This window comes from Haloferax litoreum (assembly GCF_009674605.1).
Lineage (GTDB): Archaea > Halobacteriota > Halobacteria > Halobacteriales > Haloferacaceae > Haloferax > Haloferax litoreum.
This window is the reverse complement of record NZ_WKJO01000001.1, coordinates 380,457-393,130: the sequence shown is the minus strand read 5'-3', so window position 1 is coordinate 393,130 and position 12,674 is coordinate 380,457. Positions and strand designations below refer to the sequence as shown.

13 protein-coding genes are annotated in these 12,674 nt (G+C 63.4%); 7 read left to right on the top strand and 6 right to left on the bottom strand.

Going from position 1 to position 12,674, the window contains the following annotated elements; all coding sequences use genetic code 11:
• Positions 1 to 75 precede the first annotated feature (75 nt).
• The 5 genes from GJR96_RS02030 (at position 76) to GJR96_RS02010 (ending at position 4,674) form a co-directional block, all read left to right on the top strand.
• A complete protein-coding gene (locus tag GJR96_RS02030; protein WP_151161408.1) occupies positions 76 to 816 on the top strand; it encodes a Yip1 family protein in 741 nt (246 codons plus the stop codon).
• Positions 817 to 926: 110 nt separating this feature from the next.
• Positions 927 to 1,520 (top strand): dCTP deaminase, encoded by a 594-nt coding sequence (gene dcd, locus GJR96_RS02025; protein ID WP_151161407.1) that lies wholly within the window; start codon positions 927 to 929, stop codon positions 1,518 to 1,520.
• The gene (locus GJR96_RS02020) at positions 1,517 to 2,416 is read left to right on the top strand and encodes a thiamine-phosphate synthase family protein (RefSeq protein ID WP_151161406.1); all 900 of its coding nucleotides are present in this window, start codon (positions 1,517 to 1,519) and stop codon (positions 2,414 to 2,416) included. The genes dcd and GJR96_RS02020 overlap by 4 nt, the downstream gene beginning before the upstream one ends.
• Positions 2,416 to 3,123 carry a class I SAM-dependent methyltransferase gene (locus tag GJR96_RS02015; RefSeq protein ID WP_151161405.1) on the top strand — a complete coding sequence of 236 codons (708 nt, stop codon included), beginning with the start codon at positions 2,416 to 2,418 and terminating at the stop codon, positions 3,121 to 3,123. The genes GJR96_RS02020 and GJR96_RS02015 overlap by 1 nt, the downstream gene beginning before the upstream one ends.
• 75 nt (positions 3,124 to 3,198) lie before the next feature.
• Positions 3,199 to 4,674, top strand: a complete 1,476-nt coding sequence (locus GJR96_RS02010; protein WP_151161404.1) for a 2-oxo acid dehydrogenase subunit E2 — start codon at positions 3,199 to 3,201, stop codon at positions 4,672 to 4,674.
• Between the two features lie 24 nt (positions 4,675 to 4,698).
• On the opposite strand, the gene GJR96_RS02005 is transcribed toward GJR96_RS02010, so the two are convergent.
• Genes GJR96_RS02005 through GJR96_RS01995 form a run of 3 tightly spaced genes read right to left on the bottom strand, consistent with a single transcriptional unit; the run spans position 4,699 to position 7,736 of the window.
• Positions 4,699 to 5,694, bottom strand: coding sequence for an NAD(+)/NADH kinase (locus GJR96_RS02005; protein ID WP_151161403.1), 996 nt, complete (start codon positions 5,692 to 5,694; stop codon positions 4,699 to 4,701).
• Positions 5,695 to 6,705, bottom strand: coding sequence for an alpha-ketoacid dehydrogenase subunit beta (locus tag GJR96_RS02000; protein WP_151161402.1), 1,011 nt, complete (start codon positions 6,703 to 6,705; stop codon positions 5,695 to 5,697). It lies immediately after the preceding gene.
• Complete coding sequence (locus GJR96_RS01995) at positions 6,702 to 7,736, bottom strand: thiamine pyrophosphate-dependent dehydrogenase E1 component subunit alpha (RefSeq protein ID WP_151161401.1); 1,035 nt, start codon at positions 7,734 to 7,736, stop codon at positions 6,702 to 6,704. The genes GJR96_RS02000 and GJR96_RS01995 overlap by 4 nt, the downstream gene beginning before the upstream one ends.
• Positions 7,737 to 7,986: 250 nt before the next feature.
• On the opposite strand from GJR96_RS01995, the gene GJR96_RS01990 reads away from it, so the two are divergent.
• On the top strand, positions 7,987 to 8,964 hold the full coding sequence (locus tag GJR96_RS01990; RefSeq protein ID WP_151161400.1) for a glutathione S-transferase family protein: 978 nt from the start codon (positions 7,987 to 7,989) through the stop codon (positions 8,962 to 8,964).
• Positions 8,965 to 9,005: 41 nt separating this feature from the next.
• On the opposite strand, the gene GJR96_RS01985 is transcribed toward GJR96_RS01990, so the two are convergent.
• Complete coding sequence (locus GJR96_RS01985) at positions 9,006 to 10,070, bottom strand: phosphotransferase family protein (protein WP_151161399.1); 1,065 nt, start codon at positions 10,068 to 10,070, stop codon at positions 9,006 to 9,008.
• 117 nt (positions 10,071 to 10,187) lie between these two features.
• On the opposite strand from GJR96_RS01985, the gene GJR96_RS01980 reads away from it, so the two are divergent.
• The gene (locus tag GJR96_RS01980; RefSeq protein ID WP_151161398.1) at positions 10,188 to 11,282 is read left to right on the top strand and encodes a molybdopterin-dependent oxidoreductase; all 1,095 of its coding nucleotides are present in this window, start codon (positions 10,188 to 10,190) and stop codon (positions 11,280 to 11,282) included.
• A 35-nt stretch (positions 11,283 to 11,317) separates the two neighbouring features.
• On the opposite strand, the gene GJR96_RS01975 is transcribed toward GJR96_RS01980, so the two are convergent.
• Positions 11,318 to 11,794 (bottom strand): hypothetical protein, encoded by a 477-nt coding sequence (locus tag GJR96_RS01975; RefSeq protein WP_151161397.1) that lies wholly within the window; start codon positions 11,792 to 11,794, stop codon positions 11,318 to 11,320.
• Positions 11,795 to 11,854: 60 nt separating this feature from the next.
• The gene (locus tag GJR96_RS01970) at positions 11,855 to 12,601 is read right to left on the bottom strand and encodes a 4-phosphopantoate--beta-alanine ligase (RefSeq protein ID WP_151161396.1); all 747 of its coding nucleotides are present in this window, start codon (positions 12,599 to 12,601) and stop codon (positions 11,855 to 11,857) included.
• Positions 12,602 to 12,674: the final 73 nt, after the last annotated feature.

The window sequence follows — 12,674 nt, the reverse complement described above, 5'->3', positions numbered from 1 at the left end:
AAATGTCCTCCCATCGTGGGCGTCGACTCTCCGAGAATCACAAGAAACTTAATTGACATCTCCGTCGTTCGACCGATGGCTGGTCCCCGAACGCCCCTCCTCGAGCCCCGCGAATACTTCGATTCGAAGACGCCACCGTTCGATTTCGGCCGCGTCCTCGCCGTCGTTGCACTCCTGAGTATCGTCCTCACTGCCGGCGTCGGCGGTATCTTCTGGACGTTCACCCAGCAACTCGACCAACAGGTCTCGGTTGACAATCCCGACCACGTTCCAGCGTGGTCCTGCGAGCAGTACGAAGACGGCGGTGCGTTCGACGACATGTCCCCGCCCGACGGGTGTGACTCATCTGTCCCCGAGACGATAGACAGGCGCCTCGGCGACCTCGTCTGGCAGGAACTCTCGTGGGTACCGTGGGCCATGCTGCTCTTCGTTCCTCTCGGCTGGGTGTTCCAAGGTGCTGTCCTCCACATCGGGTCGTCACTCGTCGGCGGGTCGGGTCGCTTCACCGACACGCTCGTCGTCGCCGGGTGGGGGTTGATTCCCAGCACACTTCGTCTGTTGGTGGTCGGGTCGTTCCTCGTCTACCACCTCAGTCGCGTGACCCTGCCTGCGAACCCGAACGGAGCGGTCAGCGCCATACAGGCGTCTCTCTCGGGGCTTGGCCTACTGACGGGTGCCGTGACACTCGTCGTCGTCGCGTGGGCGACGTACGTCCGAACCTACGGCCTCGCCCGCGGACGCGACGTCGACGTCGGTGACGCCGCACTCGTCACTGTCGGGTTGAGCGTCGCCGGTCTCTTCTTCGAACTGCTGTAGTTTGGTCTCGAATTCGTGTCGGGTTGGGTGCGAGGTTCTCTGGCTACAAGTCGTCACACACCTCGGGCGAGAAGGTGGATTTACGTTACCTCCTCGCGCTCATTCCGACAATGATACTCTCGGACGCAGACATCCTCGCTCGCCTCGAACGAGGCGACCTCGTAGTGGACCCAATCGACGACATCGACATGCAGGTCCAACCGGCGAGTGTGGACCTTCGACTGGGCACGGACTTTCTGGAGTTCCAGCGCACGAACATCTCGTGTATCCACCCGACTCGTGAAGACGAAGTGTCGAAATACGTCACCGAGACGCACGTCCCCGAGGGTGAGGACTTCATCCTCCATCCGGGTGACTTCGTCCTCGGGACGACCAAAGAACGCGTGGAGATTCCCGCCGACCTGCTGGCGACGGTCGAAGGCCGGTCGTCCCTCGGCCGACTCGCCGTCGTCATCCACGCGACGGCCGGTATCGTCGACCCAGGATACGAGGGACAGATTACGCTCGAACTCTCGAACCTCGGGACCGCACCCGTCGCGCTCACGCCCGGCATGCGCATCTCTCAACTCATCTTCACGGAGATGAAGTCGCCCGCAGACCGTCCCTACGGCGCAGAACGCGGGTCGAAGTATCAGGGACAGCGCGGTCCACAGGCCTCGCGCATCGGTTCTGACCCCGAGTTTTCCGCCTCCGACGACACATGAGATTCATCGAAGAAATCGTCGTCGACGCGTTTCTTCCCACGTTCCGCGCGTTGCTCGCAGAAGACCTCCGCTCTCGTGGCTTTACACAGGCCGAGGTGGCCGACGCACTCGGCATCAGTCAGAGCGCCGTCTCGAAGTACGCCCATGGCGAAGTCAGCATGAACGAGCGAATCGCCGACGACGAACGCGTTCACGACTTAGTCGCCCGCGTCGGCGAAGGCCTCGCGACCGGCGACATGACGCCGGTGCAGGCACTCGTGGAGTCGGAAGTCCTCATCCGCCAACTCGAAGAAGGCGACCTCCTCTCGGACCTCCACGAGGAGGCGATGCCGGAACTCTCCTCGTACGACGGGTTCCACAGCATCCACGACCCGGAGGGCCACCTCCGGACGGTCGAACAGGTTCGGTCGTCGGTTCGCCGAGGCCTTCGGATGCTCACGAACACCTCTGGATTCGCCGGTCTCATTCCCAACGTCGGGTCGAACCTCGTCGAAGCGCTCCCCGGTGCCGACAACATCGACGACGTTGCCGGCGTCCCCGGCCGAATCTTCGACGTGAAGGGGCAAGCGACGGTCCCCGGCGAACCGGAGTTCGGCGTGAGCGAACACGTCGCCAGCGTGTTGCTGTCGGCCCGCGCCGCCGGTGTGGACGTGAACGCGGCCCTGAACGTCGTCTACGACGCCGGTGTCATCAGTGACCTCGAAGCGGCGGGGTACGAGTGCATCGAGTTCGACCCGGACGCGCCGACGGACCCGGTCCGCGCGACGCTCGAAGGCCGCGACGTGCCGGAGACGTTCGTCGTCTACCAGTCGGGTGGGTACGGCATCGAACCAATCACGTACATCCTCGGTCCCGACGCGCCGACTGTCGCCGACGTGGTTCGCGTCTTACTCTGATGCCTTCAGACTCGTCGGCCTCTGCACAACACTCGTCGACTCCGTCACCGTCGGCAGTCGCGCAATCCTTCTACACGCGGTGGGCGACGCTCTACGATGCCATCGCCCGTCGGACACCCGGCGTCGGGAGCGTCCGAACCGACGCAGCAGACGCGCTCGGACTCGACACAGGAGACACCGTGGTCGAGATGGGGTGCGGGACGGGTGCGAACCTGCCGTACCTCGCAGACCGCGTCGGACCCGAGGGCACTGTCGTCGGTGTCGACTTCGCTCCGGGCGTACTCGACGTCGCTCGCGACCGGATGGCCGCGTATCCGAACGTCCACCTCGTCCGCGCAGACGCGACACGTCCACCAATCACCGACGTAGACGCCGTCCTCGCGACGTTCGTCTCCGGGATGTTCGCCGACCCTGCCGACGTCGTCTCGTCGTGGGCGGACCTCGTCGGTCCCGGTGGGCGTCTCTGTCTCGTCGACCTCGCGCGGACGACAGACCCAACGTGGCGACCACTCAATCCTGTCTTCCGAGCGCTCGTCCGCGTGACTGCGCCGCCCGGCACGCGGACGATGCGCGGGTCGCCGACGGCGATGCTCGACCAGCGACTCCTCGCGGCCCATCGGTCCCTCGAATCGCGGTGCTACGCCGTCGACTCGTCGACGCAAGCCTTGGGATTCGCACGGGTTCGCGCCGGTGTCGTCGACGAGTGAACGGGCCTCGAACGCAGGAAGTCGGATTCGTTTCCCTGCCAACCTATTTCGTGATAGATAGTGTATGTTGTTACCATGGCGTACATTGTCAAGATGCCCAAACTCGGGCTGGAGATGAAGTCCGGGGAACTCGCCGCGTGGCTCGTCGAAGAGGGTGGAGCGGTCACCGAGGGTGAACCTATCGCCGAAATCGAGTCTGAGAAGACGACGGCCGAGATAACGGCAAAAGAAGACGGCGTCTTGCGACGTGTACTCCTCGCCGAAGGTGACTCGACAGCACCCGGTGGGGTAGTCGCAATCGTGGCCGAAGCAGACGAGGATATCTCGTCGCTGGAAGCAGAAGCAGGTGTGGGAGATGCCGACGCAGGTGCGGAAGACGCAGAAGCGGCCGAGGAAGAACCCGAGACGGCGACTGCAGAAGCGTCCAGCGCGTCCCAGTCGGCGGTCACACAGCAGAAACCGGCCGAACAGGAACAGACGAAGGAGGCCAGTGACGTTCGTGCTTCACCACGAGCGAAACAACTCGCAGACGAACTCGGTGTCGACCTCACGACAGTCGAAGGAACCGGCTTCCAGGGTTCGATTACCGAAGAGGACGTCGAGGGGGCGGCCGAGTCCGCACCCAGTGAGGGCGGTGCGGCCGCGGCGGACGCAGCGACGTCGAGCGAGGGTGCAGCGGGGAAGCGAGTGTTCGCGCCACCGAGCGCTCGTCGGTTGGCCCGAGAACTCGGCGTCGAAATCTCGCAGGTCGAAGGGACCGGTCAGAACGGTCGGATAACCGAATCGGACGTGCGCGCGGCGGCCGAGTCGGGTGGTGTGTCCGAAGGTGAAGCAGTCGCCGCCGAAGCCGAACCTGTCGAGATGGAGCGACCACTCTCGGGGATGCGTCGAACGATTGCAGACCGACTCGGCCAGAGTTACCGAGAGTCTGTCCACGTGACAGTCAATCGCCGGGCCGACGCGGAGGAACTGCTCGCGGCGGCGGACGCGGCGGACGACGCACTCGGCGTCGACGTGTCCATCTCCGACGTACTCATCCTCGCCGTCTCGGCGGCGCTCGACGAGTACCCGGCGTTCAACGCCACCTTCGAAGACGACGTTCACCAACTCCACGAATCGCACCACATCTGCATCGCAGTCGATATCGACGAGGGACTCATCGCCCCTGTCGTCCGCGACGTGGACTCGCTTTCGCTCGCCGAACTGGCTGAGACACGCATAGAAGTTACCCAGCGGGCGCTCTCGGGTGACTACACGATGGACGACCTGACCGGTGGCACGTTCACGATATCGAACCTCGGCGTCCTCGGCGTCGAATCGTTCGACCCGATAATCAACCCGCCACAGGTCGCCATCCTCGGTGTCAACACGATTCGAAAGGAAGTCGTCCCGACAGACGACGGGGACGTGGCAGTCCGGCGAGTCATCTCGTTCTCGCTCTCGTTCGACCACCGTATCGTCGACGGTGCCGACGCTGCACGGTTCCTCGGGAGCCTCGTCGAACACGTCGAAAAGCCGTGGCCACTCGTCATCGCAGCAGGTGGCCGCTAACACTTCGGCGACGCGAAAAGAAAGTCAGGCTCGGAAGTAGCCCTCGTGGGCTGCTTGTTCGAGCACCGATTCTATCTGGACGAGACGCGGGCCGTCTGAAACCGGTCGGAGTGTGACGAGGCCGTCTTGGACCTCGTGTTCACGTTCGCCGTCCACGCTGACCACACCGCGAGGTACCTCGAAGGTGTACGGTTCACCGTCGTCGAGGACGTGGTAGTCCGCGACCTGAACCTCCGAGAGTGTCCCGGGAACCGTAATCCCGTGGACTCTCGTTCCAGTGGCACCCTCGCGGGCGAGTCGGAAGCCGACACCCCCGGGTTCGTCTGGACGGTGTGTGACGAGACCACCTGCGAGGCCGGAGAGACCGATTTCGGCCGGTGACGCGCGCGAGACGACACCACCGACGATGTCTTCTGGGTCCAAAATCGCCCGTGTTCCGATGAACGCTCGGTCGAGAACCCCGACGGTCGCGAGTCCGCGAATCGACGTTGCGCCGGTTGCTTTTTCCACGTCGACTTCGATGGCCCCGTGGCGAATCGTCGCCTCGTCGGCGGGTATCGCTCCGGTTGCGACGAGTCCGGCGGCGGCACCCGCGACAGTGCCGTCGATTGGTGTCGGGACGACGTTGTTCGTCCCCGTCGAGATGCTCACGACTGGAACGTCACCGATGGAGTGTGCGACGTCGCGGGTCGTCCCGTCTCCGCCGAGGACGACTACCGCGTCCGCGTTCGCTTCGAAGTGTTCGGCCGCAGTCCGACTGTCTTTCCCAGACGCTGTCACCGACATCTCGACGAATCCGACGTCGAGTTCTGACGGCGCGTCGTCGACGATACGGTCTGCGAGGCCGGAGCTGTCGGGCATGACGAGGACGTCGACGTCTTCGACGAGCGTCAGTCCCGCGAGGACGCACCCCGCGGTGCGTCGTTTCGCGTAGTTGTTACTGACGCTGGCACCGCCGGTGAGGCGACGGATGTCGCGCCCGGCAGCAGGGTTGACGGCGAGACCGACTGTCGTCGTCACTTATACGATACGGTTGATTGCGGCTTCTACGTCCGAGGCGTGCGGGAGAACCTCGTCTTCGAGCGCGGGGCTGAAGGGGATGTGCACGTCAGCGACACCGACACGCTGGATTGGTGCGTCGAGGCTGAAGAACGCGTTCTCCATGACCCGCATGCCGATTTCGGCGTGTGTCCCGTACGATAGCGGACTCTCGTCGGCGATGACGAGGCGGCCAGTCTTCTTGACGCTCTCGACGAGTGTGTCGGTGTCGAGCGGGTACAGTGACCGTGGGTCGATGACTTCGACACTGACCTGCCCGTCGAGTTCCTCGGCGAGTTCGAGCGACTCACCCACCATGCGCTGGGTCGCGACGACGGTCACGTCTTCACCTTCGCGTTCGACGTTCGCTTGCCCGATGGGAAGGGTGTAGTTCTCGTCGAGTGGGACGTCACCCGTCTGTCCGTATATCTCCTTGTTCTCGAAGAAGATGACAGGGTCGTCCGACCGGATTGCCGACTTTAACAGGCCTTTCGCTGACTCGGGTGTGCCGGGCGCGACGGCCATAACCCCGGGGAAGTGGGCGAACCACGTGTGGAGCGTCCCGGAGTGTTGGCTGGCAGCGCCACTGCCGCCACCTTCGGTCGTTCGGACGGTGACGGGCATCTCCGTCTTCCCGCCGAACATGTAGCGGTTCTTGGCCATCTGGTTGATTATCTGCTCGGAGCAGACGCCGATGAAGTCCGAGAACATGATTTCGACGATTGGGCGCGACCCGGTTGCCGCCGCACCGACGCCGGCACCCATGAACCCCGCCTCGCTGATTGGCGTGTCCCGGACGCGTGCTTCACCGAACTGCTCGACGAGGTCACCGGTGACTTCGTAGACACCGCCGAACTCCCCGACGTCTTCACCCATGATGAAGACGTCTTCGTCGCGTTCCATCTCTTCGCGGATGGCGAGACGAATCGCCTCCCGGAACGTCATCTCTTGGGTATCTTCTGGACCTGTTCCGGAGGTCGTTTCGGTACTCATCGGTCTTCACCTCCGTCGGCCCGCATCTGACTCGAGAACTGACTAATCTCCGGTACTGTCGCGTTGAACATGTCTTCGTAGGCCTCGCTCGGGTCTGGGTATGGTGCCGATTTCGCCTCTTCGACGGCCGTTTCGATTTGCTCGTCGATTTCGGCTTTCATCTCGTCGAACTCGGCTTCGGTGATGGTTCCCGCGTCGACGAGTCGCTGTTTGAACGACTCGATAGCGTCGCGGTCTTTCCAAATGTCGATGTCTTCTTCTGTTCGGTACGGCTGTTGGTCGCCCTCGAAGTGACCGTGGTACCGATAGGTCTCGGCTTCGATGAACGTCGGTCCCTGACCGTCTGCGGCCCGCTTCCGGGCTTCCTTCACTGCCTCGTAGACGGCGGTGATGTCCATCCCGTCGACGGTGAAGCCGGGGATGTTGTACGCCTCAGCGGTCTCGCTGAGGTTCTGGACGTTGTGTTGCTTCTCGACTGGCGTCCCCTCACCGTACTGGTTGTTCTCGACGACGAAGACGGCCGGGAGGTCCCAGGTCGCCGCGATGTTGATTGCCTCGTGAACCTGTCCCTGTGCGACTGCGCCGTCTCCGAAGAACGCGAGTGCGACTTTGTCTTCTCCTTTGAGTTGTGCCGTGAGTGCGGCACCTGTTGCCAGCGGCGGGCCTGCACCGACGATGCCGTTCGCGCCGAGCATTCCGGCATCGACGTCTGCGATGTGCATCGACCCACCTTTTCCGTTACAGTACCCGTCGGCTTTGCCGTACAGCTCGGACATCATCTGCTTCGGGTCGAGTCCCTTCGCGATACAGTGACCGTGGCCTCTGTGGGTACTGGTAATGTAGTCGTTCTCTTCGAGGGCCGAACACGCACCGACCCCGACTGCTTCCTCACCAACGTAGAGGTGAACGAATCCCGGAAGCTCTCCGTCTGCAAAGAGTTCTCCTGCTTTCGTGTCGAACGCACGAATCGTCAGCATTCGACGGAGCGCTTCTCGCTGTCCATCCTCGGTTTCTATGTCTATTACCACCATGCGGCATCACAACAATTGGCAGCATTAATCATTGCTCTTTCTCTACCTACCAGAACCGGTGAATTTCGGCGCTCTGTGAGGGTTTAACCCGAAGACACCGTTCGCCTCATCTAAATGTCAATTCAAAGACCACAGTTTCGGCCGTCTCGACCGTAGCCACTCCGTCACCCGGTTACACCGATGTCGCCTGCCTCCTTTTATTCGTGAATCCCTAACGCCCGCTGATGCGAACACCCCAGGTCGTGGTAGCATGAACATGCTCTACGAGGGCGAGTGGCGAACGGACACGTTCGTCGCCAACAACGACGACGGCGAGTTCGAGCGCCAGACGACGACGTTCCGCAACTGGGTCGGCGAGGACGACCGATTCCCCGTCGAGGCGGGACGATACCACCTGTTCATCTGCCGCGCGTGTCCGTGGGCACACCGCACCGCGATGACACGGGCGCTGAAAGGCCTCGAAGACGCCGTCTCGCTCTCACTCGTCGAACCGGTCCGTATCGACGACGGATGGGAGTTCTCCGAGGAGTATCCCGACCCACTCTACGGTGAGGCGTATCTCCGTGACATCTACCTCCGCGCCGACGACGAGTTCACCGGGCGCGTCACCGTCCCCGTGCTGTGGGACACAGCACGCGAGACCATCGTAAACAACGAGTCGCGCGAGATAATGCGGATGCTGAACGAAGCGTTCGACCCCCTCGCCGAGAACGACGTGGACCTCAATCCAGACGGGTACGAAGCCGAGGTGGACCGCCTCATCGACGAGATTTACGAACCAGTCAACAACGGCGTCTACCGCGCCGGATTCGCGACGACGCAGGAGGCCTACGAGAACGCCGTCAGGGAACTGTTCGACGCACTCGACCACTGGGAGTCCGTCCTCTCTGACCAGCGCTTCCTCGCCGGCGACGTGTTCACCGAGGCAGACATCGCGATGTTCGCCACCCTCGTCCGCTTCGACCACGTCTACCACACGCACTTCAAGTGCAACAAGAAGGCCATCCACGAGTACGACAACCTCTGGAACTACACGAAGGATATCTACCAACTGTCGGGCGTTCCCAAGACGGTCAATATCGACCACATCGTCCGGCACTACTTCGTCAGTCACGGCGACATCAACCCGAAGCGCATCTACGGCGTCGGCCCGGACCTCGACTTCGCCGAACCGCACGATAGGGACCGATTCGACGCGGAACTCCCTCCCGTTCTCGCAGACGATTGAGGCCGTGTTGGCGGGTCGGCCGTCTCTTCGCTGGCCGACCGCTATCGATTCGACAGCATCCGCGCATCTGCCCGGATTCGCTCTGCCACCGCCGTCTCGGTCCCCTCCGGCAACGTCAAGTGGTGAAAGTCGTTCATGACACGGACCATCGCGAGCATCTCGTAGACCGGTTCGTGCGTCGACACTGCCTCGGCACGCTCCGGTGCAGTCGTCCGATAGCCGGCGTGCATCGCCTCACGGACCATCGCACGGCGGTCTGTAACGTCGGGGAGTCCGGCGAGGAACGCTCCACTGAAGAGGTACACGGCGAACTCGAAGTCGAACGCTGCCGGGACGGCGAGGGTGTACGCCCAGTCGAGCATCGCGGTGACTTCGCCCGTGTCGGGGTCGACGAGAAGGTTGTGTAACCCGTGGTCGTTGCGGCCTAAGACTGGCTCGAACGGACCGTCGAGGTTCTCGATTCTCGCGTCGAACCACTGCGCTAACTCGGGCGTCAGGTCCGAAAATCGGCTCTCTGCGTGCCGGTCGAGTTCTCCGTCGACCCGTTCTCGCAGATACCTCGGCCAGTCCTCCCGTGGGTTTCTGACGGTCAGCGTTTCTGGGTCTCCGCTGGGTCGCCCGCAGGCCAACTCGGGACCGTCGGACCGGACGTGCCCGAACCGGTCGACTGCTGGAACGGCGTGTAACTCACCGAGGTACGCGCCTACTTCTCGGGCGAGTCGCTGGAGTACGTCGTCGTCGAACCGACCGACTCGCTCGTAGGGAACTTCTGCACCGGGCACCGAACGCATGAGGAAGTACGGCGTCGGGTGGGACTCGTGGTCGTCGGTGACGCTGAGCACCTCGGGGACGGGAATGGACGTGTGTGCGGTGAGGACGGCCTGAATTCTCGCTTCGGTTGGGATGCCCCACGTCTGGCCGTCGGGCGAACTCTTGAGGTACAGTTCTCGTTCCGAGCCATCGCGCTCGACGACGACCCGATAGACCGAAGAGAACCCTCGCTCTGCCGGGTCTGCCGTCCGGAGTCGCCACCCCGGCAACGCCGAGTGGACGATGTCCGCTATCGTCTGCTCGGACACCTCCCGTGCCTCGGGGACGTTGACCATGCCCTCGGTTCGTGTCGATTCGTAGAAAATTTTTGGTGGCGGAGGCGGCGCGCTCTGGGGTCGGTCCCGACGACTCACCGCGACGGGTACTTCCGCGTTCGACTGTTATACGTTCGCATGGCTGGCCGTTTCGTCCGCGCGCTCAGACGAGTCGAACCGCCACCGCGAGCGGTCGACTGGTCTATTCTCGTCCTCGTACTGTTCGAGGCGCTCTCGGGTGTGTTGAGCCTTGGCGCTGGCCACCCCGCGAACGGGGCACTGTTTCTCTTCCACGGCATCGCGGGCCTGACGCTCGTGGCGCTCGTCGGGTTCAAACTGTATCGGGTTCGCCATCGCGTCGTCGACTCGCGTCTCCACGACGGGAATACGGCCGCCTCCGTCCTCCTCGCTGTCGTCGCACTCGCGGCGTTGGGGACTGGCATCGCGTGGGTCAGCGGCGTGGAGGTCCGACTCGGCTTTTGGACGCTCCTCAACGTCCACATCGGCTTTGGTCTCCTCGTCGTCCCGATTCTTCTCGTTCACCTTCGGTCGCGGTTCCACACGCCGCGTCGTGCCGACTTCGAGGGACGCCGGAGAGCGCTCCAGTACGGGGCACTCCTCGTCTTCGGCGCTGTCGCGTCCCGCGCGACAGAGACAGTCGGTGCGCTCCAAGGGACGACACGGCGATTCACCGGTTCTCGTCCGCTCCCTCCGGGTGAGGGAAACAGCGCGTTTCCGGTCACGAGTTGGGTCGCCGACGACCCAGACCCCATCGACACCGCGACGTGGTCGCTCTCGGTCAGTGGGTTGGTCGACCGACCGCGCACGCTCGGCGTCTCTGCCCTCGACCCAGACGAGGCGCAGTCGGTCCCACGGGAGACGCAGTCGGTTCTGCTCGATTGCACGAGCGGGTGGTACACAGAACAGGACTGGACCGGCGTCAGGCTCGGCGACGTACTCGACAGCGCCGATGTTCACTCGTCAGCGCGGTGGGTCACGGTTCGGTCGGTGACGGGCTTTCGGTGGTCGTTCCCTATCGAGGAGGCTCGTGAGATGCTCCTCGCCACGCACGTCGGCGGTGAACCGCTCTCGCACGGCCACGGCGCACCACTTCGTCTCGTCGCCCCGAACCGCCGCGGGTTCCAGTGGGTGAAGTGGATAGACTCGGTGGAGGTTCGCCGCCGACGCGACCCAGCGCAGTGGCTTGCGGTGTTGGTCAGTGGGTTTGGATGAAACAGGTAGCCGTTCGGTGCTGACGGTTCGACTCGTTACGCGTGCGAAGACGCCCTCGATGCCGAGTCGTGAGTCTCCGCGCGTTCACCGTGGGTCCGCCACCCGACGAGGCCCGCGACGAGCAAGAGGAGGCCGCCGGCGACGAGCAAGAACGGCTCAGCCCCGAGCAGAAATCGTGTCGTCCCCCCGGACGTCTGGACGGTGGTGTAGAGTCCCGGGCTCTGGACGTATGTGAAGACGGCCACGAGCGAATAGCCGATTTCGACACCACCGACACCCAACGGAACGACTGCGGCGTACTTCCACCGGAGTGTGGCCAGCGTCCCGACGACACCGACGCCAGCGAGTCGTGCCAGCAGGTTCTCTCCGTGGTTGAGTGGGCCACTCCATCCGGTTTCTATCGTCCCGGTGTATCCGGGGGCGACGTGGAGCAACTCTTGGTGAATTCCGACGACGATGGCTGCGAAACCGACGATGGCCACCGCGACTGCGAGGATTCGCTGACGGGTCATATCGGCACCACTCGTGTCGCTCAGAAATAACTTCTTGTGTGGTCGCGTCCGGCTGAAACCTCACTCGTCGCCGCTTCGAATCGCCCGTTCGGCCGCCGCGAGTGCCTCGTCTGCGTCGAACGCGTCGACGATGGCTTCGAGTTCGTCGCGTGAGGCGTCTTTCAGGTCTCTCGCGTGGGCCGTGATGTTCGGAACGGCGCGCATGATGTTGTCCACGATGGGAATGGTGGCGACCTGCGCGGACCGCGACATCGGGTTGAGGTCGACGACGATTTCGGTCTTGCCCATCGCGCCGAGGGCCTCGGCGCGGTCACCGTCTTCGAGTGGGACGACGACTACGTCGGCGCTCTCGATGCCGTCGGCGTCGACTTTGGCGCGTTCGTGGTCGATGCCCGGAATCCGCCCGTCGGCGGTCAGTCCTTTCACCTCGTCGGCACCGTGCTCGCGGAGGTGCTCTACGATAGCCTGAATGCGCTCTTCGGTCCGGTTGAACAGGTTCACTTCGATATCTGCGTCGACGGCGTCGGCGAGTTCGATAATTTCCTTCGGGCACAGTGCGGCGACGTTTCCGTTGACGGAGATGACGGGGTGGTCGGCCAGAAGGAGAGACGCGGCAGCGACGCGCGCCGCCTCGTCCGCGCTCGGAATCGTCTGTTCGCCGAGGAGGTAGTCGAACGCCTCGCCGCGACCCTGCGCGATGAGGCCTTGCTTGCTCGTGATGCCCTTCTCGACGCCCGCTTCGATTCGGTGACGGGTGAGAAGCGACTGGTATCGGGGGTGACTCTCTGGAATCTCGATGTCGCTCATTGACGGAGGGTCGTCACTCGGAGAGTAACACGTTTTCTCATCGCGGATGCAGAACTCACGCAGAACGCGAATC

Excerpts from the sequence above, each read along its gene's own strand:
- GJR96_RS02030 (WP_151161408.1), top strand. The coding sequence starts at position 76 with ATGGCTGGTCCCCGAACGCCCCTCCTCGAGCCCCGCGAATACTTCGAT.
- dcd (WP_151161407.1), top strand. The coding sequence starts at position 927 with ATGATACTCTCGGACGCAGACATCCTCGCTCGCCTCGAACGAGGCGAC.
- GJR96_RS02020 (WP_151161406.1), top strand. The coding sequence starts at position 1,517 with ATGAGATTCATCGAAGAAATCGTCGTCGACGCGTTTCTTCCCACGTTC.
- GJR96_RS02015 (WP_151161405.1), top strand. The coding sequence starts at position 2,416 with ATGCCTTCAGACTCGTCGGCCTCTGCACAACACTCGTCGACTCCGTCA.
- GJR96_RS02010 (WP_151161404.1), top strand. The coding sequence starts at position 3,199 with ATGGCGTACATTGTCAAGATGCCCAAACTCGGGCTGGAGATGAAGTCC.
- GJR96_RS02000 (WP_151161402.1), bottom strand. The coding sequence starts at position 6,705 with ATGAGTACCGAAACGACCTCCGGAACAGGTCCAGAAGATACCCAAGAG.
- GJR96_RS01995 (WP_151161401.1), bottom strand. The coding sequence starts at position 7,736 with ATGGTGGTAATAGACATAGAAACCGAGGATGGACAGCGAGAAGCGCTC.
- GJR96_RS01990 (WP_151161400.1), top strand. The coding sequence starts at position 7,987 with ATGAACATGCTCTACGAGGGCGAGTGGCGAACGGACACGTTCGTCGCC.
- GJR96_RS01985 (WP_151161399.1), bottom strand. The coding sequence starts at position 10,070 with ATGGTCAACGTCCCCGAGGCACGGGAGGTGTCCGAGCAGACGATAGCG.
- GJR96_RS01980 (WP_151161398.1), top strand. The coding sequence starts at position 10,188 with ATGGCTGGCCGTTTCGTCCGCGCGCTCAGACGAGTCGAACCGCCACCG.
- GJR96_RS01975 (WP_151161397.1), bottom strand. The coding sequence starts at position 11,794 with ATGACCCGTCAGCGAATCCTCGCAGTCGCGGTGGCCATCGTCGGTTTC.
- GJR96_RS01970 (WP_151161396.1), bottom strand. The coding sequence starts at position 12,601 with ATGAGCGACATCGAGATTCCAGAGAGTCACCCCCGATACCAGTCGCTT.